The organism is Clostridium fungisolvens (genome assembly GCF_014193895.1).
In the GTDB taxonomy this organism is placed as follows: Bacteria; Bacillota; Clostridia; order Clostridiales; family Clostridiaceae; genus Clostridium_AR; species Clostridium_AR fungisolvens.
Map to the genome: position 1 here is coordinate 4,988,693 of NZ_BLZR01000001.1, position 25,555 is coordinate 5,014,247.

Annotated in this window: 22 protein-coding genes; 16 read left to right on the top strand and 6 right to left on the bottom strand. The window is 30.2% G+C overall.

Annotated elements, in window-relative coordinates; genetic code table 11:
- The first annotated feature begins 37 nt into the window (after positions 1 to 37).
- Positions 38 to 967 carry a glycoside hydrolase family 113 gene (locus tag bsdtw1_RS22135; protein ID WP_183279628.1) on the top strand — a complete coding sequence of 310 codons (930 nt, stop codon included), beginning with the start codon at positions 38 to 40 and terminating at the stop codon, positions 965 to 967.
- Between the two features lie 94 nt (positions 968 to 1,061).
- Here the strand turns inward: bsdtw1_RS22135 and bsdtw1_RS22140 are convergent, their stop codons facing one another.
- Positions 1,062 to 1,772: a GntR family transcriptional regulator gene (locus bsdtw1_RS22140; protein ID WP_183279629.1), complete on the bottom strand. Its 711-nt coding sequence runs from the start codon at positions 1,770 to 1,772 to the stop codon at positions 1,062 to 1,064.
- 355 nt (positions 1,773 to 2,127) lie between these two features.
- Here bsdtw1_RS22140 and bsdtw1_RS22145 point away from each other — a divergent pair, with 355 nt between their 5' ends.
- Positions 2,128 to 2,784 (top strand): hypothetical protein, encoded by a 657-nt coding sequence (locus bsdtw1_RS22145; RefSeq protein ID WP_183279630.1) that lies wholly within the window; start codon positions 2,128 to 2,130, stop codon positions 2,782 to 2,784.
- A 162-nt stretch (positions 2,785 to 2,946) separates the two neighbouring features.
- Here the strand turns inward: bsdtw1_RS22145 and bsdtw1_RS22150 are convergent, their stop codons facing one another.
- Both bsdtw1_RS22150 and bsdtw1_RS22155 read right to left on the bottom strand, forming a co-directional pair.
- A complete protein-coding gene (locus bsdtw1_RS22150) occupies positions 2,947 to 4,674 on the bottom strand; it encodes an MFS transporter (protein WP_183279631.1) in 1,728 nt (575 codons plus the stop codon).
- A 77-nt stretch (positions 4,675 to 4,751) separates the two neighbouring features.
- Positions 4,752 to 5,282 (bottom strand): TetR/AcrR family transcriptional regulator, encoded by a 531-nt coding sequence (locus tag bsdtw1_RS22155; protein ID WP_183279632.1) that lies wholly within the window; start codon positions 5,280 to 5,282, stop codon positions 4,752 to 4,754.
- A gap of 374 nt (positions 5,283 to 5,656) precedes the next feature.
- On the opposite strand from bsdtw1_RS22155, the gene bsdtw1_RS22160 reads away from it, so the two are divergent.
- From bsdtw1_RS22160 to bsdtw1_RS22170, 3 genes are all read left to right on the top strand, one after another.
- The gene (locus bsdtw1_RS22160; protein ID WP_183279633.1) at positions 5,657 to 6,703 is read left to right on the top strand and encodes a phosphodiester glycosidase family protein; all 1,047 of its coding nucleotides are present in this window, start codon (positions 5,657 to 5,659) and stop codon (positions 6,701 to 6,703) included.
- 180 nt (positions 6,704 to 6,883) lie between these two features.
- A complete protein-coding gene (locus tag bsdtw1_RS22165; RefSeq protein WP_443092663.1) occupies positions 6,884 to 8,134 on the top strand; it encodes an HlyC/CorC family transporter in 1,251 nt (416 codons plus the stop codon).
- Between the two features lie 267 nt (positions 8,135 to 8,401).
- On the top strand, positions 8,402 to 8,842 hold the full coding sequence (locus bsdtw1_RS22170; RefSeq protein WP_183279634.1) for a nucleoside deaminase: 441 nt from the start codon (positions 8,402 to 8,404) through the stop codon (positions 8,840 to 8,842).
- Between the two features lie 56 nt (positions 8,843 to 8,898).
- Here bsdtw1_RS22170 and bsdtw1_RS22175 read toward each other — a convergent pair whose 3' ends face one another.
- Positions 8,899 to 10,044: an aminotransferase class V-fold PLP-dependent enzyme gene (locus tag bsdtw1_RS22175; RefSeq protein ID WP_183279635.1), complete on the bottom strand. Its 1,146-nt coding sequence runs from the start codon at positions 10,042 to 10,044 to the stop codon at positions 8,899 to 8,901.
- A gap of 453 nt (positions 10,045 to 10,497) precedes the next feature.
- Between bsdtw1_RS22175 and bsdtw1_RS22180 the strand changes: the two genes are divergently transcribed.
- Positions 10,498 to 10,998, top strand: a complete 501-nt coding sequence (locus bsdtw1_RS22180; protein ID WP_183279636.1) for a hypothetical protein — start codon at positions 10,498 to 10,500, stop codon at positions 10,996 to 10,998.
- A 501-nt stretch (positions 10,999 to 11,499) separates the two neighbouring features.
- Here the strand turns inward: bsdtw1_RS22180 and bsdtw1_RS22185 are convergent.
- Positions 11,500 to 13,038, bottom strand: a complete 1,539-nt coding sequence (locus tag bsdtw1_RS22185) for a P-loop ATPase, Sll1717 family (protein ID WP_183279637.1) — start codon at positions 13,036 to 13,038, stop codon at positions 11,500 to 11,502.
- A gap of 360 nt (positions 13,039 to 13,398) precedes the next feature.
- On the opposite strand from bsdtw1_RS22185, the gene bsdtw1_RS22190 reads away from it, so the two are divergent.
- The 6 genes from bsdtw1_RS22190 to galT all read left to right on the top strand — a co-directional run bounded on the left by bsdtw1_RS22190 (position 13,399) and on the right by galT (position 19,541).
- Positions 13,399 to 14,163 (top strand): transporter substrate-binding domain-containing protein, encoded by a 765-nt coding sequence (locus tag bsdtw1_RS22190; RefSeq protein ID WP_183279638.1) that lies wholly within the window; start codon positions 13,399 to 13,401, stop codon positions 14,161 to 14,163.
- A 13-nt stretch (positions 14,164 to 14,176) separates the two neighbouring features.
- Positions 14,177 to 14,821, top strand: a complete 645-nt coding sequence (locus tag bsdtw1_RS22195; protein ID WP_183279639.1) for an amino acid ABC transporter permease — start codon at positions 14,177 to 14,179, stop codon at positions 14,819 to 14,821.
- 1 nt (position 14,822) lies between these two features.
- On the top strand, positions 14,823 to 15,545 hold the full coding sequence (locus bsdtw1_RS22200; RefSeq protein ID WP_183279640.1) for an amino acid ABC transporter ATP-binding protein: 723 nt from the start codon (positions 14,823 to 14,825) through the stop codon (positions 15,543 to 15,545).
- Positions 15,546 to 15,780: 235 nt separating this feature from the next.
- Positions 15,781 to 16,941 (top strand): galactokinase, encoded by a 1,161-nt coding sequence (locus tag bsdtw1_RS22205; protein WP_183279641.1) that lies wholly within the window; start codon positions 15,781 to 15,783, stop codon positions 16,939 to 16,941.
- Positions 16,942 to 17,006: 65 nt separating this feature from the next.
- Positions 17,007 to 17,996, top strand: a complete 990-nt coding sequence (gene galE, locus bsdtw1_RS22210) for a UDP-glucose 4-epimerase GalE (protein ID WP_205245295.1) — start codon at positions 17,007 to 17,009, stop codon at positions 17,994 to 17,996.
- Between the two features lie 33 nt (positions 17,997 to 18,029).
- Complete coding sequence (gene galT / locus bsdtw1_RS22215) at positions 18,030 to 19,541, top strand: UDP-glucose--hexose-1-phosphate uridylyltransferase (RefSeq protein ID WP_183279643.1); 1,512 nt, start codon at positions 18,030 to 18,032, stop codon at positions 19,539 to 19,541.
- A 109-nt stretch (positions 19,542 to 19,650) separates the two neighbouring features.
- On the opposite strand, the gene bsdtw1_RS22220 is transcribed toward galT, so the two are convergent.
- A complete protein-coding gene (locus bsdtw1_RS22220) occupies positions 19,651 to 21,678 on the bottom strand; it encodes a M4 family metallopeptidase (RefSeq protein ID WP_183279644.1) in 2,028 nt (675 codons plus the stop codon).
- A gap of 525 nt (positions 21,679 to 22,203) precedes the next feature.
- Between bsdtw1_RS22220 and bsdtw1_RS22225 the strand changes: the two genes are divergently transcribed.
- The 4 genes from bsdtw1_RS22225 to bsdtw1_RS22240 are packed head-to-tail and all read left to right on the top strand — an operon-like array spanning position 22,204 to position 25,465.
- Positions 22,204 to 23,172 (top strand): CobW family GTP-binding protein, encoded by a 969-nt coding sequence (locus bsdtw1_RS22225; protein WP_183279645.1) that lies wholly within the window; start codon positions 22,204 to 22,206, stop codon positions 23,170 to 23,172.
- A gap of 24 nt (positions 23,173 to 23,196) precedes the next feature.
- Positions 23,197 to 23,796 carry a GTP-binding protein gene (locus bsdtw1_RS22230; protein ID WP_183279646.1) on the top strand — a complete coding sequence of 200 codons (600 nt, stop codon included), beginning with the start codon at positions 23,197 to 23,199 and terminating at the stop codon, positions 23,794 to 23,796.
- An 11-nt stretch (positions 23,797 to 23,807) separates the two neighbouring features.
- Positions 23,808 to 24,710 (top strand): permease, encoded by a 903-nt coding sequence (locus bsdtw1_RS22235; protein WP_244638208.1) that lies wholly within the window; start codon positions 23,808 to 23,810, stop codon positions 24,708 to 24,710.
- An 11-nt stretch (positions 24,711 to 24,721) separates the two neighbouring features.
- The gene (locus tag bsdtw1_RS22240; RefSeq protein ID WP_183279647.1) at positions 24,722 to 25,465 is read left to right on the top strand and encodes a TIGR03943 family putative permease subunit; all 744 of its coding nucleotides are present in this window, start codon (positions 24,722 to 24,724) and stop codon (positions 25,463 to 25,465) included.
- Positions 25,466 to 25,555: the final 90 nt, after the last annotated feature.

Genomic DNA, 25,555 nt, shown 5'->3' on the forward strand with positions numbered 1-25,555 from the left:
TATACAGATAATTATATAACTTATAGGGAGAAAGTATATGGAATATATTAAAGGCTTTACCTTTGGGTTTATGGATAAGAGTTCAGACTTATCGTCTCAGAAAGGAAAAGAATCTCTAAGGTTGCTTAAGGAAAGGACTAACATAAGTCATGTTATTCTAGCAGTCGGGGCACTCCAAGATAATCCTCAAGCAATAGATATTTATTATAATACTGAAGATACTGTAAAGGATGAAGATTTATATGAGATAATAAGCTATGCAAAAGAATTAGATTTGAAGATAATTTTGAAACCTATACTAAATTGTAGGAATGGCATATGGAGAGCTCATATAAACTTCTTTGATATCGAAGCACCTTGTGAACCAAAGTGGAGCGATTGGTTTAAAAATTATAAAGAGTTCATAATTCATTATGCTAAAATAGCTCAAAAGATGAATTGTGATATGCTTATAATCGGATGTGAAATGGTGCAAACAGAAAGAAAAGAAGAATATTGGAGAAGCCTAATATCAAAAATAAGAAAAGAATATAATGGATTAATTTCATATAATACTGATAAATATCAAGAGAGTAATTTAAAGTGGTGGGATGCTGTAGATGTAATTTCTTCTAGCGGTTATTATCCTATAGATAAGTGGGAGCAAGAACTTGATAGAATAGAAGGTATAATAAAATTGTATAATAAACCATTCTTTTTTGCAGAAGCTGGATGTCCAAGTAGGTTAGGATCTTCTTTTATACCGAATAATTGGGAGTTAAAAGGAGAAGTTAATCTTGAAGAACAGAGGGTTTTCTATAACACTATGTTTGAAAAAACTGAAAAGAGATCTTGGGTAAATGGATTTGGTTTGTGGGATTGGAAAGCCAAGCTTTATGATAAAAAAGAAGCTTTTAATGATGATGGTTATAGTGTTTTTGGGAAGCCTGCTGAAAAAGTTATATATAATTTCTATAAAAATAAATAATACGTATTAAAATTTAACTTGTTAGAGTTCATTTAGTACCCTAACAAGTTAAGTTTTTTTATCAGAGAGTTTTAGTTATAGTATTATTTTATCTTTAACGTACAATTACTGTTTCAAATGCGAAACGATCATATCTGTGGATAGATATAGAATACTCAAATGCACTACCATTTTCAAAATAGGCAACTTGTTCTACCACTGCAACAGGATCATTAGGTTCTAATTCTAAGTGTTCCTGTTCTAACTCATTTGATTTTCTAACACGTATAGTCCTATGTGAGCTCTGAACCTTTAAACCTAAATCATTTTCTATGTAGGAGTAAATTGAGTCTAAAGCATGCTGTTTTTTTAGTCCTGGTATCAACCCTATAGGCATGTAGGTGTTTTCCATAACAAAGGGATTGTTATCTAGATATCTAACGCGAAGTATACTATAAACAAATTCTTCGTTTTCTAAATTGAGTTTTGATCTAATTTCTTCATTACTTGCTATAACTTCAAATTTTAATAATTCACTTGTAACCTTTCTAGTGCTATATAATGCAGTTAATCCCCTGAATTGATTTGAAACAAGTAATTTATTCATATCAGTATTGCTTATGCTTTTTACAAAGGTACCAGAACCTCTTCTTTTTACTATCAATCCTTCTGATACCAATATATCTAAAGCTTTTTTTACAGTCATTTTACTAGCATCATATTTTTCACAAAGATCTTTTTCAAATGGTAACTGTTCATTTGCCTGAAGAGTACCTTGAACTATTTGATTTCTTATATCATTTGCTATTTGCATATATTTAGTCATATCGTTCTCCCAAATTCAAAAAATAGGTATATACTTATATTATAGCATTTTATACTTATATAATATATAGATGTTTAATAAATTTTGAAAGGACTTTAAATATAGTATTTATAGTGATTTAACTTTATTTATAAATAGTTATCTAAATATGAGGGCTATACTTTTACTTTGTAGCAAGGTGTAAATTTAAATATTTAATTTTGTATAAGTATACAATAGAGTTACTTTGCAGTGATATATAAATATAGATATTTGAAAATGAATTAGATATAATATATTTAATAAAATTAGGGTGATTTATGGTCAGAGTAAGGTAGTTTTAGACAAGTAATATTATTAATGTAATGGAGGGTATATGGGGAAAAAAGAGAAGCTATTAATTATGGCAAACATAGTAGTTGGAGTTGCTACAATTTCAGCTATAGCTACAGGTATACATAAGTATGGAAATCTATCTAAGAAGGACGCCGTTATAAATAATGTAAACATATCAACTAAAAAAGATCAAACTTTACAGCCAGATGATAAGAGTGGGGTGAAAGATAATAATACAAGCTCACAGCAGACTGATATTAAAGTTAAGGACACTTCTGTAGATACTAGTACTACTAAAAAAAATGGTGCAGATACTAGTGGAATATCACAAACTACAAGTACAACCAACACTACAAAGGCAGTGACAGGTAGTAGTAAGAATAGTAACAAAAGTAATACATCAAAATCAAGTTCAAACACAACTTCTTTAACAAATGATAATTCAAATATAACCACAAACACAGAAAGTAAGAATACTCAACCTTCTAGCAGTAATAGTACAGTTGATACTACTAAGCAAGAAGCTTCTGCTAGTACAACTGAAAGCAGTGGGCAAACAGGTAATTCAACTACACCACCGTCTGGTACTAATGGTACAAGCAGTGATTCTACTAAAAGTAGTGATACTTCAAGCAATCAAACATCCTCAAATACTGCAGACTCAGGCAAACAGGAACAATCTTCAGGTACAAATTAGAATGTACATATAAATGTTAGGACATATTTAACAGCACCAATAAAGTAAGAAAGTCTACTAAATTATTTATCTCAAAATATTTTAGTAGACTTTTATTTGTTTGTTCTAATAAGAAGTTTATTTAATGAAGGTAAAGCTTTCTATTTTGATTTCTTAAAGTTATTAATTAGAACTTACAGGTTTTGTCTTCCTTGATAATAAAAGAGTGAATATCAAGCCTAATAGCGCTATTGCAGCTGCTCCTATGAATAATTTTGCAAAGCCTTCATTTAAGGTGCTTTGGAACATATTTTCTATTGAAGACCTAATTGCATCTATTTGAGCAAGATAGTCTGATTTCCATTGGGCAACCAAGGTATCTGCAGTGACTCCTTTTGGAAGCTTACTATTTTGTAATTGTTGCTTTAGCATTGGAGAAAATTTATCTATCATTGAACCGCTGAATTGTTTTAGTACATCAGTTATTGTTGTAACATCAGCATTTTGAAGAGCTGCTAGTTGATCAGGAGATATTGATGATGAACCTCCTTGAGTCATAGAAACTGCTGTATTGCTGCCTGGGATAGTTACCTTAGGAAGTATAGTCATTAATTTAGGTGATATATTTTTCCCAGCTTCAGATATAAATCCTATAAGTATATTAGGTGATATTGCAACACCTATAGATCTTATTAGAGATAGTGTTGATTGGGCTGATGCTGTTTCGCTAGGATCAACATTTGTTTGCATTAGATAATTAAGTGGTGTTCCCATGCAGAATCCCATTCCAAGACCTATAAAAGCTAACCCAATTAGCAAAGAAATAAAAGATGGATTTTTTGCTACAATGAAAGCTAAGGTTGAACTTCCTATCAAGGTGGAGGCAAATCCCATACTAAGTACTAGCTTAGGTGAATATTTGTCTACAAGTCTTCCGCCTAATGGTGCTGAAATACCTGAGAATATAGCCATAAGAGTTACCAGATAGCCACCTGAACCAGTTTTTAGCTTTAATGCATTTTCTCCAAATTGAGGCACAAACACTATTCCCATCATACCTGCTCCAGTTATGAAAGAAATCAAAAGTGTAAGAGCAATCTCTCTATTTGTAAAGTATTTAAGGTTTAAAATGGGATCTAAAGACTTTCTTTCAACTATTATAAATATAGGAAGTAGAATTATAAATGCTAGCAGGTAAGGCCAAACTTTGGTTGAAGCTATACTGTTTTTAAAGTCGTGAAATTGTAAGTTTGTAAGTGCATACATTAATGCAAGAATTAATAAAGTCACTATAATGCTACCCAATACATCCATCTTTTTAGGTTCTTTTACAATACCTTCATCTTTTACAATTAATGCTGTTATTATTACGCCAATACATATTGGAACATTAATTAAAAATAATACACCCCAATTAGAATTACCAACTAAATTAAGTAGTGCAGAGCCAACAGTTGGTCCTAATGTAGTAGAAACACCATATATAGCTCCTACCAATCCAAGAGCAGAACCTCTTTTCTCAATTGGAAAGCTTTCGCCTATATAAGCAGTGGCTACTGGCATTATTCCTCCTCCGCCCAATGCTTGGATCACTCTTGCTGCCAAAAGAAATGAAAAGCTGCCTGCATAATTAGAAACACCACAAAGTAATGATCCTATTCCGAATAAAGCTATGCTTAAAGTGAAAACTTTCTTTTTACCATACCTGTCAGAAAATTTTCCCGCTATAGGCATAGAAACGGCATATGCAAGCGTATATATAGTTACTATCCATACACTGCTGCTAGAAGATATTGATAGTTGAGAAGCTATTACTGTTCTAGCTGGAGATACAATACCAGTGTCTAAAGCACCTATAAAAATACCTAATAGGAAGATTATGAGTAATAGTGTTCGATTGTTTTTTGCCATGAAAAACTCCTTTCTGAACTGTGTTCATTTAAAATTAAAATAAAATCATTTAGTTTAGTTCAACTAAATGATATAAATTACATTTTGATTGAGTAGTATATTTCATCAAAGGATATGTCTTTTTGTTTTACTGCAAAGGTCATAGAGTTTATTATGAGCTTAGCTAACTTTTTAGTATTTATTAAAGGTTTTATTTCTCCTTTTTCTATTGCTATATTAATTGATTTTTCTAGAGCCTCATAAATTTGATCAAATATATATTGGTGTGGGCAACCTTTAGAACCATCCGCTGTCATCATCATAAAAGTATCTATATAAGTAGATAAAAATTTATCTATATCAGAATAAATTAGAAATAATTTATCTTTTATGTGGATATCTTTATATATAAGTGAATTAGAAAGTTCAATTACCTTATCCCAGTCATTAGTTATAATTTCTATAATTAAAGCATCTTTATTAGAAAAATAATTATAAAATGTTCCTATACCTATATTGCAGGATTTAGCAATATCTCTTATATTGAAATTATTATAGCCACTATTAGTAAGAACTAATCTACCTTCTTCGGTCAATTTATCTTTAATATTGAGTAATATCTTAGGCATTTTTAGGCTCCTTTGTTTTATGAACAATGTTCACTAATAATATTATTATATTGCAAATACTATAAAATGCAATATATAAAATAAAGTTTATAAAAATTTAATTTCAAATAGGAAAAAAATAGTTTATATTTAATGTAAGTTAATTACATAAGTCTTTTATTCTTTAGACCTTTTATAATTTAATTATATTTGTGGATATATATGAGTGACACTTAGAACATAACGTGATTTAAAGAATAAAAAATACGAATTGTCGCCTGCCAGATTTTCCTCATATGCATTCGGAAAGGCAGATGCGCAAAAAAATCACTAAAGAAAATCGTTTCAGTGATTTTTTCATATATAAATTAATTATTGTGAAGAGAGGGATAAGTATGAGAAAGACTCGTACAGAAAGAAGTAAAGATAGAAAGAAGAAAAAAATATTAAAAGTGGCGAAGCATGGATTAGCGCTTTTTTCAACCAATATTGTAATAGGACTAGCATTATCAATACCATTAGTTTACTATGGGCCTTTTGAAAATATAAAAGAATTTATAGTTACAACTGCAATGACAACTCTTAGACATCAATACATAGCAACGCTCTTTCTAAGCAATGAAGAAATAAATAAAATAATGGACAAACAAAAAATAGAGGATGATGTTAATAGTGACATATCTCAAATAGCAGTACAAACTATTGCTCCAGCTGTAAGTGATGTAAGTAGTGAACAACAAAAGAATAATAATGATCCTTACAATGGAATAAAGCTAATTGATATAAGCAATGATAGATATAAAGGATATGTATTAATAATTGATGATCCTAAAAGAATAACAGTGGCTTCTTCTACTAAACTCGGAAGCAGCGGTATGAAATTAGATGAGATAATGAAGGAAGAAAAAGCTCTAGTGGGTATAAATGCAGGAGGATTTGAAGATGAGAATGGTAAGGGGAATGGCGGAAAACCTTTAGGTGTAGTAGTTCATGAAGGAAAAGTAGTATACGGAAATGAAGGAGTAGATTATTCAGTAATAGGTTTCAATAACGATGGTGTTTTAGTACTTGGAAGATATACTTTAAATCAAATAAGACAAAATAATATTATGGAAGCTGTTTCTTTTTCTCCTTTTTTAATAGTGAATGGTGAACCTACAATAAAAAGTGGAAATGGTGGATGGGGTATTGCGCCTAGAACAGCTATTGGTCAAAGAAAAGATGGGTCTGTAGTTATGCTTGCTATAGATGGACGCCAGGTTTCAAGTGTGGGAGCAACATTAAGAGATGTTCAAGATATATTGCTTCAATACGATGTTTATAATGCAGCTAATTTAGATGGAGGAGCATCCACAACTATGTATTATAAAGATAAAATAATAAATAAACCGTCATCTCTAGCTGGTCCAAGAACTTTACCTACAGCATTTATAGTTAAATAAAGATGTACCACTTCGAATTGAAATCTATTTTTAAAACTCTCACGGTTTCTGGTAAGAGAATTTAAAAATATAAATTCTAATAAGGAATAGTTTATCTATAGCAGCCAATAATAAAAAACACCTAATAAGATATAATAAGCTGTATGGGATTTCTTGTACTATATGGGAGTGTGATGATTTTTGAACTCTAGTCTTATGTGGGACTTTATAATATTAGTAATTTTATTAGCTCTTTCTAGTTTTTTTTCGGCAGCAGAGACTGCATTAATGTCTTTGAGTAAGATAAGAATAAGACATTTAGTGGAGGAAAATATAAAAGGAGCTAAGTTAGTGGAAAAACTAACAGAAGAACCTAATAAACTTTTAGGAAGTATTTTAATTGGTAATAATGTTGTGAATATAGGAGCTTCTGCTCTTGCTACAACTGTAACTGTAAGACTTGTAAAAAGTGATTGGGGGGCTGCTATAGCTACCGCAGTAATGACTATCTTAATATTAATATTTGGTGAGATAACTCCAAAGTCATTAGCTAAACAGAAGTCTGAATCTGTATCTTTACATTTAATAGGTCCTATAAGTTTAGTAGTTAATATATTAAAGCCATTTGTTTGGATATTTAATAAAATATCTCTATTGTTTATAAAAATGCTAGGTGGAGAGACTACTATCAATCAACATTTTATAACGGAAGAAGAACTTAAGACAATTGTAAATGTAAGTGAGGAAGAGGGAGTACTGGAAATTGAAGAAAAGCAGATGATATACAATGTATTTGAATTTGGGGACCTTCAAGTAAAAGATGTAATGGTACAAAGGATTGATATAATTGCAGCAAGTGTTGAAGTGACCTATGAAGAAATAATTCAAATAATAAAAGATGAACAATTCTCTAGGATACCTATATATGGTGAGACTATAGATGACATATTAGGAGTTTTAAATGTGAAAGATTTAATACTGGCTGAGGATGTGAATAATAACTTTTCAGTCAAGGATTATATGAGGACTCCTCTTTATACTTTTGAATTTAAAAAAATAACTGAACTTTTTGGTGAAATGAAAAAGACTAGAAACCATATGGCTGTAGTTCTAGATGAATATGGTGGAACCGTGGGAATTGTAACCATAGAGGATTTAGTGGAAGAAATTGTTGGTGATATTGAAGATGAATATGATGATGAAACTGATAATCCTATTGAGGTAGTAAAAGAAGATGAATATATCGTAGATGGAAGTATGAGGATAAATGATCTAAATGAATTAATAGGAACGAAGTTAGAATCTGAAGAATTTGATTCTATAGGAGGCTTTATAATAGGACAGATAGGTAAGATGCCTGAAGAAAATGAGGAAGTATCCTATCTTAATACAAGATTTGTAGTTGAAGAAGTTGAACGAAATAGAATAAAGAAGGTTAGAATCTACACTTAATAAAGAATGATGAGAAGAAAGCTAATATTTAGACTAATAATAAATAAAGACCGTGCATGAAAGGAATTGTACTTCCTGGACTATGCATGGTCTTTGGCTTTATATATGAATTTAATAAATAAATGATTATTTTAAAGGTTTGAGCTAAAATATGAGATGGATTTATGATAACATTAAATAAGTATTATCAAGGGGTTGGTGTGATATCTAATATATACAATATTTTACAACAATAATTATATTGTTTAAAGATAGGAATGATAATGAATGAACTTTATGGAAGAAGCTCTTAAAGAGGCTATTATAGCTAAAAGTCTAAACGAAGTACCAGTAGGGGCCATAATTGTTAAGGATGGAATAATAATAGGAAGAGGGCATAATTTAAGGGAAAAAAGAAAATCTCCTTTGGCTCATGCTGAGATAATTGCTATTGAAGAAGCTTCCAGGAATCTTGGGTCGTGGAGATTAAGTGGATGTGAAATGTTTGTGACCTTAGAACCTTGTGTTATGTGCGCAGGAGCTATAATACAAAGTAGAATATCAAAACTCCATATTGGAACATTTGATCCAAATGGAGGGGCTTGTGGTTCTATTATAAATTTGACCCAAAACACAAATCTAAGCTTTTTTGTACAGGTTAATTGGTGCTATGATGAGAGATGTAGTTTAATAATAAGTGATTTTTTTAAGGAGAGAAGAAATAAATGACCTAGATAAATAGAGAATTAGCCTTTACTCTATTTATCTAGGTCATTTAATATTAATCAATAATATTTACTATTTCGAATTATATTATTAAGTTTATCCACTGTAATAATAATATCTTCTAATGTATTAAAATAGTTAAAACTCAATCTAACAAGTCCATTGGGAAAAGTATTTATTAATTTATTATGAGAGGAGTTGGAAAACAGGCCTACTCCTGTATAAATTCCGTCTTCTAAGAGTTTTTCGTGAACAGTAATAGGATTGAGAGAATTAAGTTTTAATGATACTATGCAGCTTCTATCGATATTATTAGATTTTCCTATAATTTGTATATTATCTATATTTAATAATTCATTTATAAGCAAAGAAGTTAATTCGTCGGTTTTAAATTTAATGTTATCTATACCTATATTGAGTAAAAATTTTAATGCAAGGTTTAATCCATATATACCAATATAGTTTAAGGTTCCTAGTTCAAGCTTTTCATTAATAGCACCCATACTATTAGGTGGAACCTGACTATTGATGTTATTTACTGAAGACATATTATTAATAAGTTTATCACTACCAATAAAGCCTCCTATGCCTTCTGGACCAAGTAAATACTTATTTCCACTAAAAATTATCGCATCTGCATGGATGTCCTCATTGTCTATGTTAATGGTTCCAAGACTTTGAGATGCATCAACTATAAAAAATAGGTTGTATTTAGCGCAAATATCACCAATTTGTCTTAACGGTAGGATTGTCCCAGATACATTCGAAACATGAGATAGGACAACTGCTTTGGTGTGCCTATTAATTAATCTAGGAATTATTGTGGTGTCTAGTTCACCTGATTCAGTACAAGGGATTTTTGAAATATCTAAACCATTATATATCATAGAATTTATGGGTTTCATAATAACATCATTTTCAACAGATGAAACAATAACATGATCATTTTTATTAAGTATGCCCTTAAGGATCATATTAATCGCAAGTGTGGAATTTGAGGTAAATACTACATTGCCATCCTTCTTAAAGTTTACCAATCTACATAAAAGGCCTCTTGTCTCTTCTATCATGGATTTTATTTCTTCTATATATCCTATAAAGTTTCTATTTGATTCTAGCATTCTAAAATATTTAAAGATATTTTCATATAGATTAGGTACCTTTGGGTAAGAAGCGAAGGCATTATTTAAATAAATCGTTCTCATTTCATACCTCCAAACTTTATAAAGCTACTTTCATATTAAATATATTATTGAAGGTGAAGTTTTATGAGATATAGATACAACAGTTCCAAATAAAATTTATTTATCAAGAAAAATACAATTAATAATTAATAAGATTATTGGTGTATTTTTAAATAATAGGAATGGAATATCTATAGGAATAATTTTAAAAGTCAAAGGGGAAATATTTTTGGGAATATATGTAATATTTATTGAAATGCAATAAAAAGTGTACAAACTATTTATATATAAGTGCTATAATTAAAGATGTACAGTTTTTATATTAAAGTATAAACGGTACAACCAATTTTATGTTTATAAAAATGTACGAGTTATATATATGATGTGGTTTTATGGTGCGATAAATTATTTTTAAAGAAATAACTTTATATAAATTAGTACCTATTTTTGAGGATATATGGAGGGAGAAGAGATATGGAGAAGGTAGAAATGTTAGTGGGTTATGATATGAACCTATTTGCTCAAAAATTTGAGGAGAATTCTAATAAGATTTCTGGATTTATGTACAATTACTTTAAATCTACTATAGGTGATAAGGTAGCTGGAATGAATTTGGAGGAAAATGTTCTTTTTGCATGGTCATATTATTTTGTTCAAATCGCCAATGAGAATTCTGAAGTTGGAGAAAAGATAATGCAAGGTATGTTAGCTCATTTCGACTACTTGATTAATTCAAAAGATGAAGTTGAGATAAGAGGTGCAGATGGAAATAAACCAGATGAAAACAGACCTAAATATCTTCTTTTGGATGAAAGCTTTTGCTCAATTTGGTTTAAGTCTAGTATATGTTCAATGTTATCATATATATATGGACAGGATAACTTTGAAAAAGCACATAAATTTTTAGAAGAGAATTATTACAGCAAAAATGAGAGATATAGAAGTATGATGCTGAAAACTGAAGATGAAGAATAATTTTGTAAGTTATTTAGTGATAGGAAGCTGCTATACTGGATTCAGGTGTAGCAGTTTTAATTTTTGTTTCTAGCAAATTATAATGAGATTTTATTATAAGCAATAGCGAAAAACTAATTAGTATAGGTATAAAATATTCATATTATAGTATTTTTAATAATATAAATGTAGAGTTGTGAGTTATAGAGTTCCCAGGTTAACTATTAATTTACCATGCTAAGAGTAATAAAATGTAAATTGCTATTGAATAAATTAATTATGCAGTGATATAATTTAAATTGGTTTGAGGTTAAATGTAAAGTTTCCTTAGTAAATATAATATAATATAATATAATATAATTATTTTAAAATTTGGTAACAATATAAAATGTACGAGAGTATATTGTATATAGATAAAACATTGAAGGATAATAACAATTATCCTGGGACGAATGAGCCCGTTAAAATTGGGACGAAAGAGCCCGTGAAGAAAGGCACCTGCCAAGGTGCCTTTTGTTATTTCTAAATACCAAAGTTCTTTCTCAAAGCATAATGAACTATAAATTTCTCTGAAAAGTTAGGGTTGGATGAGCCCCCATCTCCATAACACCAGGTTATCTTATACTTAGGTTTTTTGATATTTCTGCTTATATTCTTCGTGTTACCTAGAACACCAAACTTATATAAGAAGTTTAAACAATTATCTATGCTAGTTATGTTTGGATAATTTGCGACATTTTTATTATAGAAATTTTTTATGGTAGCATAGTCAAAGGTTTGATATTTAAGATCTCTTATTAGATTTAGAGATTCTTGTACTACTTTAGGGTTGTTATGAATAGATAATTCGTTCTCTAATTCATTTAAAAATTTACTTGAATAGGTTGGTTTACAACTAGTAAAAAGTTGAGAGCCAAAGTATTTTGCATTAGGATAGGTATTCTTTATAATGTTTAAGTAATTTATGATATCTCTTGGTCGCCCGAAGCTATAATCCATAAGGTAATCAGAGGCTTCTTGGTGATTTATTTTTTCAGGAAAAAGTCTTCTATAAATACACTCCTTGCTCATGTTGGAAAAATCCTTTACAGAAACAGAAATTTTAGATAAAACCATATCCATTAATGGATTGTCCCAAGGATCCTTATAGTTATTCTTTGGCCAATTTAGATTTACTTCTGAATCAACAATAAGCCTATTAAGATTAGCTGAGTATAAATGAAGCATGTTTAGAATATCATCTCGAAGTAATATGAGTATACGACTATTTGAGGAGTTAGTGTTTATAAGTCTTAAGTTTATATCATTACTAACAGCAATTAATGAAAGTAATAAGTCTATATATGAAAAATCATCTTGCATATTCCGTTGAAACTCATCTAAATCGTCATATATCAATATTAGATCATAGTTTGGCAAACATTTATTTAACAAACAATCTAGTTTATTAAGTAGATTATAATACTTATTTTTTTGAAAGTTTTTAGTTATGTTATAAGCTATTTCTGCAGAAGTGTTTATTTCATTTAAGGCGGTAGGGATTTTTACTATTCCACCAAGTTTATTATTGCTGCTTTTACTATAAGAATTTACTGTAAAAATACTATCTGAATAAAGATTGCAATAAAATCGTTTTAACCTATTATGGTAAAACACTGTTTTCATATTATGTGGATTTGGTTTACCTGATAATATTAACTTACATATCTCCAGAAGGATTGTCCATTTCCAAAACGCTGAAAGTTCACTTTTAGGAAGTACTGTTTCATTTAGGTCAATTAAGCTTTGGAGATTAAAATCACTTATTTTTCTAGTGGTGCATAGATACCCATTGGTTGCATAATTTTTTTCAATATATTTAGCTAGTATTGTTTTACCAGTTCCTTTGCGTCCTGAAATTATGAATTTGTTTTTATTTGATATTATTTCATCATAATTGCTATTTATATAAAATAAGTCCAAGAAATTCTTTTCAGTGGATTCACTTTCACCATTGGCATAACCGATAAATATATCTTTAAGCTTAATATTATCATTAAAGAGATTATTATTTTTAGACAATAAAATCACCCACTAAGTTTTAATATAAACATTAATAATATTATAATACAACTTCAAAAAAATTCCAATGAATTGTTACTGACAAAATATTATGTTGTTACTATACTCTAATATATATATAAAATAGGGAAAACATTCTAAATAAATACACAAATATCAATGCAATTGCATTTATACATATATGAAAATATTACTATAAGAAAAAATGAATAAATTACTTGACCAACTTGCACTTTGTAAATATAATATTATTATGTTAAGCAAAGAATTATAAAATATTATGAAGAACAATGGCGTTCTTTGAGGGGTATTCTATACCCTTTGAAGGGCGTCTTTTAAATTATGGAGGGGGAAATAATAATGTTAAAAAAAGCATTAGCACTGCTTACTGCAGTTACGATTTTAGGGGCTACTTTTGTTGGATGTTCAAAGAAAGATGAAGGAACAAGCAAGAAATATGTCATTGCAACAGATGCTACATTTGCGCCATTTGAATATGAAAAGGACGGAAAATACATAGGAATAGATATGGAACTACTTGAGGCTATATCAAAAAGTGAAAATTTTCAATATGAATTAAAGCCAATGAATTTTAAGGGTATAATTCCTGGTATGACTTCAAATCAAATAGATGCAGCAATAGCTGCTATGAGTATAACTGATGAAAGAAAAAAATCTTTAGATTTCTCAGACCCATATTTTGATGCAGGTATTTCAATAGTAGTTAAGGCTGATAATGATAAGATAAAATCAGCAGATGATTTAAAAGGTAAAATATTTGCTGTTAAAAAAGGTACAGCTGGTGCTAAATTTGCAGAAGAAAATAAAGATAAATATGGTGCTACTATAAGATACTTTGATGATTCTCCATCAATGTTCCAAGAAGTTATAAACGGAAATGCAGACGTTACTTTTGAAGATTATCCAGTTATAGCATATAAGATTTCAACTGATTCTACACCTACTTTAAAAGTTGTTGGTGATAGATTAACTAAAGATCAATATGGGTTTGCAGTAGTTAAGGGCAAGAACAAGGAACTACTTGATAAATTCAATGCTGGATTAAAGAAGCTTAAAGAAAATGGCGAATATGATAAAATACTAGCAAAATATATCAAAAAGTAATAGGAGGCTCTAAATGGATAGTTTTTCTATAATTAAAGATAGCCTTCCAAGTTTATTAAGTGGGTTAACGGTAACTATTAAGCTTACCGTTATCTCGTTATTTTTTGCATCTATACTTGGAATAGTATTTGGTCTTTTAAATATATCTAAAAATAAGGTATTAAAGACAATAGCAGTTATTTATATTGATATAATAAGAGGTACCCCTCTTATTGTACAAGCTTTCTTTATTTACTTTGCCATTCCAGGTGCTTTGGACATAAAAATCGGAGCTGAGTTTGCTGGATGTTTGGCATTGAGCTTAAATGCCGGAGCTTATATGGCAGAAATATTTAGAGCTGGTATACAGTCTTTGGATAAAGGTCAGATGGAGGCTGCAAGAAGCTTAGGACTTCCGTATTCTAAAGCTATGACTAAGGTAATTTTACCTCAAGCCATAAAGAGAATGACTCCTGCGATAATAAATCAATTTATAATATCCTTAAAGGATACTTCAATATTATCAGTAATCGGAATAAGAGAACTTACACAAAGTGGTGAAATAATAATTGCATCTAACTTTAAGTCAACACAAATATGGGGTACAGTAGCAGTAATGTATTTCTTAATTATAACATTGCTTTCAATCATCTCTAAGAGAATAGAAAGGAGCATGTAAAATGATAAAAGTTAATGGATTAAAGAAACATTTTGGAAAGTTGGAAGTGTTAAAAGGTATTGATTTGCATGTAAGTCAAGGTGAGGTGCTTTGCCTTATAGGTCCATCTGGATCAGGAAAAAGTACACTGCTTAGATGTTTAAACAGATTAGAAGATATAGATGGCGGAAGTGTATTGATAGACGAAGAAGCTATTAGTGATTTAAAAATTGATATAAATAAGATAAGAGAAAAGATAGGAATGGTTTTTCAATCATTTAATTTATTTCCTCATTTAAGTGTAATTGATAATATTACATTGGCACCTGTTGAACTAAAAAAGATGGGTAAGGCAGAAGCTAAGAAGAAGGCCTTAGAACTTTTGGAAAAGGTAGGGCTTGCTAGTAAAGCTAATGAGTATCCTGACAATTTATCTGGTGGCCAGAAGCAAAGAGTTGCTATAGCAAGGGCTTTAGCTATGAATCCAGAGATAATGCTTTTTGATGAACCTACATCTGCGCTAGATCCAGAAATGGTTGGAGAAGTATTGCAGGTTATGAAAGAGCTAGCTAATGAAGGAATGACTATGGTAGTAGTGACTCATGAGATGGGATTTGCTAGAGAAGTTGCTGATAGAGTGATTTTTATGGATGGTGGATATATTGTTGAACAAGGCGATCCTAAAGATATTTTCTCCAATCCACAAAATGCAAGAACTAAAGATTTCTTAAATAAGGTTCTATAGAATAAAATAAAGATTTATAAAAAAAAGTGGTTTAATACTGAAGTTAATTTTAGTATTAGATCACTTTTTTGCTATATAGAAAATTATAAAACTAGGTAAAAAATGAGTAAAAAAGTATTGAAGTTTTACTAAAAAAGATATACAATTTAATCATGATAACCTTTTCGGTTAGTATTTAGAAAATAAAATTGATGTAAGTTTATATATTTTTAAATTATTATGGGAGGAATTTATAATGGTAGAAAGTTTAAGACATGACTTTAAGGCTATTTTTGAAACTGAGGAAGAGGGGGTATACTTTGCTCCAGGAAGAGTAAACCTCATTGGCGAGCATACTGATTACAATGGAGGTAATGTATTTCCTTGTGCATTAACTTTTGGGACATATGCTATTGCAAAAAAGAGATCAGATAAAAAGGTGAGAATGTATTCTAAAAACTTTGAGAATCTTGGAATAATAGAGTTTGAATTAGATGAGTTAACTTATGAGAAAGAGCATGACTGGGTTAACTATCCAAAGGGTGTTTTATGGGCATTTAGCGAAAATGGATATAAACTAGATTGTGGATTAGATGTGCTTTTTTATGGAAATATACCTAATGGTGCGGGTTTGTCTTCATCGGCATCAATTGAACTTGCTACTGCAGTAATATTAAAAGATTTATTTGCTTTTGATTTAGATATGATAGACATGGTAAAGATTGGTAAGCAGGCTGAAAATAGCTTCATAGGAGTAAACTGCGGTATAATGGATCAATTTGCTATAGGAATGGGCAAAGAAGGGTGTGCTATTCTACTAGATACCAATACATTAAAGTATGATTATGCTAAGTTAGATATAGAAGGGTCATCAATCGTAATAGCAAATACAAATAAGAGAAGAGGACTAGCTGATTCAAAGTACAATGAAAGAAGAAGCCAGTGTGAAGAAGCATTAAAAGACTTACAAGTAGAATTAGATATAAAGTCCTTAGGTGAACTTAAGGAAGAAGAATTTGAAAAATATAAACACCTAATCAAAGATGAAGTTAATATAAGAAGAGCTAAGCATGCAGTTTATGAAAATCAAAGGACATTAAGAGCTGTTGAAGCCTTAAATAATAAAGATATAGAACTATTTGGTAAGTTAATGAATGATTCACATATATCGTTAAGGGATGATTATGAAGTTACTGGAATAGAGCTTGATACATTAGTAGAACTTGCATGGGCACAAAATGGTGTTATAGGTTCAAGAATGACTGGAGCGGGTTTTGGTGGATGTACAGTAAGTATAGTAAACAATGATGCGGTAGAAGAATTTATTAATAATGTAGGTTCTAATTACAAAGATAAGATAGGATATGAAGCAACCTTTTATGTAGCTCAAATAGGCGATGGTGCTAGAAAATTATAAGGACAACTGTTAAACTATTATAGAAGTAGTAAAATTTTAACTATAATATGTAGGAGATGATTGTTGTGAGTATATTAGTTTGTGGTGGAGCAGGGTATATAGGTTCTCATTGTGTGTACGAGCTTGTTGAAAGAGGAGAAGAAGTTGTCGTTGTTGATAATCTCCAAACTGGACATAAAGAGGCTTTACATCCGGAGGCTAAGTTCTATGAAGGGGATATAAGAGATTATAGTTTTCTTGATAAGGTTTTTAAAGATAATAATATAGAAGGCGTAATTCACTTTGCAGCAAATTCACTTGTAGGTGAAAGTATGCAATTGCCTTTAAAATATTACAATAATAATGTTTATGGAACTGAAGTTTTACTTCAAGCAATGGTTGATAATGATGTAAAGAAAATAGTATTCTCGTCAACTGCAGCAGTTTATGGTGAACCAGATATAATTCCTATAACTGAGACAAATAAGACAGAACCAACTAATACTTATGGTGAGACAAAGCTTGCCATGGAGAAGATGATGAAATGGGCTGATAAAGCATATGGACTTAAGTATATAGCACTTAGATACTTTAATGTTGCAGGGGCTCATCCAAATGGGTTAATAGGAGAGGCTCATAATCCTGAAACTCATTTAATTCCACTTATATTACAAGTACCTTTAAATAAAAGAGAAAAGATAAGTATTTATGGGGAAGATTATGATACTAAGGATGGAACATGTATAAGAGATTATATCCATGTAAAAGATCTTATAGATGCACATATATTAGCCTTTAATAAGTTAAGAGATGGATGGCAAAGTGATGTTTTTAACTTAGGGAATGGCAGTGGTTTCACTGTTAAAGAAATGATAGATGCAGCTAGAAAGGTTACATCCCATTCAATACCAGCAGAAGTATGTCCAAGAAGGGCTGGAGATCCAGCAGTTCTTATTGCATCAAGTGAAAAAGCTAAAAATGTTTTAGGCTGGCAGCCTAAGTATAATAATGTTGAAGAGATAATAGCAGCTGCTTGGAAGTTCCATGAGAGTCATGTAAACGGCTTTGAGGAATAAAAAGCTACTTTAAATTATAGGGGATATGAAGAAATGGATATAAATATTTCAAAAGAGATAGAAAGACTATTAGAATATGCTATAAATAAGGAATTAATTGATTCACTGGATAGGATATATACAAGGAATAGATTAATGGAAGTATTGCAGTTGCAAGAACTTGAGTGTATTGGAGCAGGCGAAGAATTTGAAGAATTAGAGCCTATATTAGATAACATACTCACTTGGGCATTGGACAATAATATTCTAAAAGATAGTGGGTTTGTTTCTAGAGATTTATTTGATACAAAAGTTATGGGATGCCTTATAGGTAGACCTTCTGAAGTAATACAAAAGTTCTACTCTTTATATGACTTAGATAAAAAAAAGGCTACTGAATTTTTTTATAATCTGAGCATAGATTCCAATTATGTAAGAATGGATAGAATCAAAAAGAATTTGAGTTGGAAGGTAAATACTGAATATGGAGATATAGATATAACTATAAATTTATCTAAACCAGAGAAAGACCCTAAAGAAATAGCAAAAGCTAAAAGTATTCCATCAAGCTCATATCCCAAATGTCTTTTATGTAAGGAAAATGAAGGCTATGAAGGAACATTAAATCATCCAGCAAGACAAAATCATAGAATAATTCCATTAGAGCTTAATAAAGAGACGTGGTACCTTCAATATTCACCTTATATTTATTATAATGAGCATTGTATTGTATTAAAAGATAAGCATGAAGAAATGAAGTTAACAAAAAGTACATTCGTAAGATTACTACAATTTGTTGAAAGGTTTCCTCATTACTTTATAGGTTCTAATGCAGACCTGCCTATTGTAGGAGGATCCATCTTAACACATGATCATTTTCAAGGTGGAAATTATGAATTTGCAATGGCTGTAGCTCCTATCGAAAAAAGTTATACAGTTAAGGGCTTTGAAGAAATATCAATAGGAAGGGTAAAATGGCCAATGAGTGTTATTAGATTACAATCTAATAGCATAGAGAAGCTAACGAAGTTTTCTGATTATATTTTTACTAAATGGAAAAGTTATTCTGATCAGTTAGTAGATGTTATTGCATTTACAGAAAATGTACCTCATAACACAATAACTCCTATTGCTAGAAGAAGAGGAGACTTATTTGAAATTGATTTAGTGCTTAGAAATAATAGGACTTCGCAAGAGTATCCATTCGGAATCTTTCATCCACATGAAGAGCTTCATCATATAAAGAAGGAAAATATAGGACTTATAGAAGTAATGGGCTTAGCAGTACTTCCACCTAGGTTGAAGGATGAGTTGAAGGAGTTAGAAGGGTATTTAATAAATAAAGAGAAAATACAAAGTGTTCAAGAGAATTCTAATATATTTAAGCATAAAAAGTGGGCAGAAGATATAACTTGTAAATATAGTAATATAGATGATACTAATGTTGAGAAAATAATTAAACAAGAAGTTGGATTAAAGTTTATAAAGGTTCTTGAGCATGCAGGTGTATTTAAGAGAGATGAAGCAGGTTTAAAAGCTTTTGATGACTTTATAATGAATTTATAGTATTAAATACGAAATTGAATTTATTCTCCTGACAATCTTTAAAGCATATTTAAAGAAATATAGAAAAACAAAAAGGCCGCTAATGAAATCACATTAGCGGCTTTTCTTGTTAAAAAGTAGCTTTTAAATTGTATTTAGTAGCAGTGCTATAAGCACTATTATATCCAAACACTAGTATATAGTAAGTACCAGATGCTGATGGAGTATAGCTTATACTCTCAGAAGTTGTGGAACCATTAATTGATTTTGCAACTAAAGTGCCACTGTTATTATATAGGTATAAATCATAATCCTTTGGTAAGTTTGTTAGGCTTATACTTATAGGTTTTCCAGCGGTAGCACTTAATTTATAGTAATCTTTATCAGTTGATGTAGCTATATATGAACTATAGGTTGTACCAGAAGTTATAGCATAGGCTTGGCTTGTAGAGTCATTTGGTTCATATGGATCGCTTACTGATGTAGAACCTATTCCAACAGTAGTAAATGCGTTATTTACTGCTGTTACTTCTGCACTAGAAGCTCCATATAAGTCGGTTGCAGCTTTTACCAGAGCATTTCTAGCACCAAGGAAATCTGTTGATGCAGTCATATAGGTAGTTAATCCTCTATAATATATCTTAGAAGTTTTTTCACAACCAAGAGCTTGAGCAACAAGATAAGCTGCTTTATTAGTTATACCACTGTTTGTATGAACTCCACCATAATCACTTGTAGTATGAACATAGTTACTATAGGTAGCTGGTTGTCCATATAACGTAGGGTCAGCTAGACTTCTTAACGCATCGCCAGCAGTTCCAGGAGTATATACATCATCTCCTACTACCCAATCAGCTGAGTTAAACTGCCATGTTCCTCCGCTTTTAACATTATATTTATCATATGTCTCAATTAACACACCCAATACGTCTGACATTGATTCATTTAAGGCACCTGGCTCATCCTGATAGTTAAGATTAGCTGTGTATTGAGTTACTCCGTGGGTTAATTCATGACCTATTACATCTAAATCTCCACTAAGGTAGGTAAAGGTAGTACCATCACCATCACCATAAACCATTTGGTTGCCATCCCAATAAGCGTTGTTATATGCAGTATCATAATGTGTTGTTGATATTATTGACATACCATTATTATCTATACTATTTCTTCCAAGAAGATTTTTGTAAAAATCATAAACTACTCCTGCAAAATAATGAGCACTTACAGATGCCTTAAAAGCAGTTGTATTGAATGTAGAAGAACTGTTAACTACTAGAGTACCTGGTTCTACTTGTTTGTTGTTTGCAGTATAAGTCTTTATTTGACCTGCCATTGGTTTAGTTGTATCTATCATTTGATATGATGATCCAGAAAGATATAAGTTTAATGCTTTAGTGCTTCCATCCACTGCAGTTCCTGTTCCGGTAGTAGCTCCATCAAATCTTATCTTGCTTTGTTTATCAATTACATTTCCAGAGGTTACATCAATAAATACATCCCAGTTAGCTATTTCTGGGTCTAAATAATAGATGTTAACTTTGTAGGTCTCATAAGCCTTACCATCTAATACAATTACTTGTTTTTCAACAGTAGGGTCTTTGCTTAAAGAGTTAAATTTAAATTGTTTTTTTGCTATATCAATAGCTTGTTTATCTGTTATGGTTGAGGTTACCAATGACTTTGGAGAATCTATATCATTGGCTACTGATCCAGATATATTAGAAACAATACCGTCTTTGTTAAATTGAACTAATATTTCTGCACCTCTTACAGGTATACCATTCATCAATTGAGCAACCTTTACATTGGTAAATCCTAAATTATCCTTATTGATTGATAAAATCTTAAAGTTATTAGAATCACCTTTTACACCAAACAAGGCTTTGTTGTCTTCAAGAAATGTTAAAACAGACTTTTCGTCAATATTTTGTTTCTCTGAAAGTTTTCCTGAAACAAAGACATGCAGCTTTCCATCCTTTTCATTACTTTTATGAAGATCAGCTTTTAACTTTCCTTCACTTAATTTAGAAAGCTTGTCCATTATCTCTGTTTTTTTGTCATTAGTATTGATACTTGGTTCTAATGCTTTAGCCTGTGCCGCATATGTGGTAATTACTGATAAAGCTATTAGAGATGAAATAATTTTTTTCTTCATTTTAGTTCCCCCTTTTTATAGACTTGTTTATAACTCTAAATAAATGTCCCTTAAACCAGAATTATTGCCCCAAAATTCTTGGCCAGAGAATATTTAAACCACAGTAATACAATGGTTTAAGTTAACAGATTAAAGAGTTTAATTTATATTATATCTTTCGAGTAAATATATAAAGTTTCATTTTTTTGGGAATTTGGTTAAAAAAGGCGAAATATCTTTGTGGACGTAGGAAAAGCTTTAATTATCTCATATTTACAATTGTTGAATTATTTTGTTAATAAAATAATAAAATAATTAAAATAATAAAAACTATTGAATGATAACTGAGTTACATAATGTTGTTATTAGGGCTTTGTATTTAATAATATATAATTTAAAATCCATTAGATAAGTATAAATAATTATATAAGATGAATATAATTATTAAGGCAATAAAATGGGCAATTGTGGATATGTATAAATTTTAAACTTAATTTATATTTAAGACTTCTATTTCCTAAGAAATATATAAGGGGGACATTATAAATGAAGATTGACATAATTTCAGGCTTCTTAGGGTCAGGTAAGACTACATTGATAAAAAAACTCATTAGCGAACAATTATATAAGGAAAGAGTAGTAGTTATAGAAAATGAATATGGTGAAGTAGGTATAGATGGTTCTTTACTCTGTGAAAATGATATAAAAGTAAAAGAACTTATATCTGGTTGTATATGCTGTAGTATAGCTAATGATTTTGTTGAAAGTATTGATGACATATTAAAAGAGTATAATCCAGATAGATTAATCATAGAGCCATCAGGTGTAGCAAAGCTATCAAAAGTAGTATCACTTGTTAGAACACGTGGGACTATAGGAAATAAGAAAATTAATATCCAAGCTGTGGTGGTTGATATAAAAAATTTTGATATGTATATAACAAATTTTGGAGAGTTTTATACAAATCAGATAGTTAATGCTAGGACTGTAATACTCAGTAGAACTCAAAATACAAGTGATCAGGAACTTACTCATGTAGTTATGGCCATCAGAAAGATAAATCCAAGATGTTCTATAATAACAACACCGTGGGATAGATTGTCTTCTCAAAGAATACTAACCGTTTGCGAACAAAGACTAGAAGATTTAATGAGAGACTCTAATCAAGCAAGAAAAACTTTAAACGTTACGCATGTTATAAGAGATTCTAGAATAACTACCAATAGTGCTGCAAAGGATGTATTTGAAGTCTGGTCTAAAGAAATTACAGATAGGTTTAGTATTGAGCAGATCAAGATTATATTAGATAAATTAAAAGATGAGAGGGTGGTTGGACTTATTATACGGGCTAAAGGAATTATTGAATTAGATGATGATAAGTGGATTCAATTTGATTACATTCATGACTATATAAATATAAATTATATAAAAGCTAAAGATTCAAGACGAGTTTCTGTAATAGGAATTGATTTGAATATACCAATGATAGAAGAACTATTTTCTTCTCATTTATAAATTTGATTGCTCTAGGAGGGAATAATGCTAAAGAAAATTGAAGTAGAACTTATTACTGGTTTTTTGAGTGCTGGAAAAACGTCGTTTCTCCAGTCATTTATAGATATATCAAAGAAAGAAGGGTCTGAAACACTAATAATACAATGTGAGAATGGCAGAGCTCAGCTGTCTGAACAATTCTTAAACAAGAAAAAGCTTGTACTAAGGAAGTATAAAAACAATCAAGATTTAGATTATAAAAGTTTTTTAAATAATATAAACTTTCATGATCCTAAAAGGATTGTAATTGAATGCAATGGAGTCTGTAATCTAGATGAGTTTCTAATCTTCTTAAATTCGGATAATTTAAGAAAAAGAATAAAAGTTACAGGAATAATTACAGTAGTTGATTGCGTCACAATGAATATGTTTTTAAAGAATATGCCATCTATGATCCTTCCAAATCTTAGAGCTGCTGATTTAATAGTATTAAATAATTGTGATTCTGTAGGGCTAAAGAAAGCGGAAGAAATGGAACAAACATTAAAAGATATTAACCTTCATGCACATATATTAAGATGTCATAGTTCCATCAATCTTGATGAAGATGTAAGAAATTGTGCTATAATTAAAAAATTTATTTAAAGAGGATTAAAATGAATAATGTTATTGGAATAGTTCAATATTTTTCACTTATTTTTGCTAGCATATTTTTAGAGGCATTGCCATTCATAATAATTGGTGCACTAGTATCTGCCTTTATCCAAACATTCTTAGATGAGCAGCTTATAAAAAAAGTTATACCTAAGAATAAAATATTAGGTGGAATAATAGCTGCTTTGGTAGGAATGATTTTTCCGGTATGTGAATGTGCGACGGTACCAATTGGGAGAGGATTAATAAAGAAAGGAGTGCCTCTAAATGTTGCTGTAACATATATGCTTGCAACTCCTATAATAAATCCTGTTGTTTTGATGTCTACTTATTATGCCTTTAATGGAAGTATAAAAGTATTACTTTATAGAGCTGGATTTGGGCTCATAATAGCAATTACAGTTGGATATATAATAGATATATTAAATGGAGATTCAAATGTTCTATCTGAAAGAGGGGTCTTTGTAGAAGATAAATGCAATTGTGGATGTAGTGGATATCAAAGTAATAAATCGAAATTGTTAACTATTTTGAACCATTCATCCAAGGAATTATACGATATAGGAAAGTACTTCATAATTGGTGCAGCATTAGCTGCATTATGCCAAGTACTCATTCCAAGGGACAAGCTAACTATGGTAGGACAAAATATCCCTATATCAATAATTGTAATGATGCTTTTTGCATTTTTATCATCACTATGCTCAGAAGCTGATGCCTTTGTTGCAAGTACATTTTTAGGTAGCTTTAGCCTAGGTGCAGTTATGTCATTTTTGATTCTTGGCCCAATGATAGATTTAAAAAATACAGTAATGCTGTTTTCAACATTTAAGAAAAGTTTTGTATTTAAGCTGCTATTTTGCATATTTTCACTTTGTTTTATAGCTGCCTGTTTAATATATTAGGGGGTGAAGCTATGAAAAAATTTAATATCAATGAACTTATATGGTTTTTAATTTTGGTTCTTAGCTCTCTACTGTTAATGTATCTTTTAAAAACATCGAGTATAGCTAATTTTGTGCATCCTAAAATGAATAAATACTTGATTTTCGCCATAGGAGTACTTCTAGTTATAGCTTTCATACAATTTTTTAAGATATTTACTGTACCTGATAGAGGGGGAATAAGAAAGGATTATTTTATATTTATAGCTGCCATTCTCGCAATAGGATTAGCTACTAATAAGGACATGGGAACTGAGGGTATAAATTTAAAGGGAATAAAGCTTTCGACAAGGAGTTATTGGGATGTAACTGGAGATAATCATCATCATTTTGATAAGATTCCTGATGGTGTGATAGAGTTAATTGGTGAGAATTATTATTGTTATTTAGAGGATATAGAAAAGAATATGGATAAGTTTAAAGGTCGTAAGGTTTTAACAGAAGGACTTGTATATAAGAATAGTAGCATGAATAAAAATGAGTTTATAATAGCTAGAAGTGTAATGAGTTGCTGTGCAGCAGATTCTCAAATAATTGGCATAAAGATTATATCTCAATTTGATAAAACATATGATGGACAATGGGTTCGGATTAAAGGTACATTAAGTAGTACTACAGTTTATGAAGGTAATAAACTTATTGAAGTACCTATTATTAAATCTGAGAGTATTGAAGTGACTAAAAAACCTTCTAATCAATATATATATCAAAATTAAAAGTAAATATATAAATAGATGTTAATCTCAGTGACTTAATTACGATATTAAAGTAATAGAATAAATTAATTATTATAAGCGGAAATACGA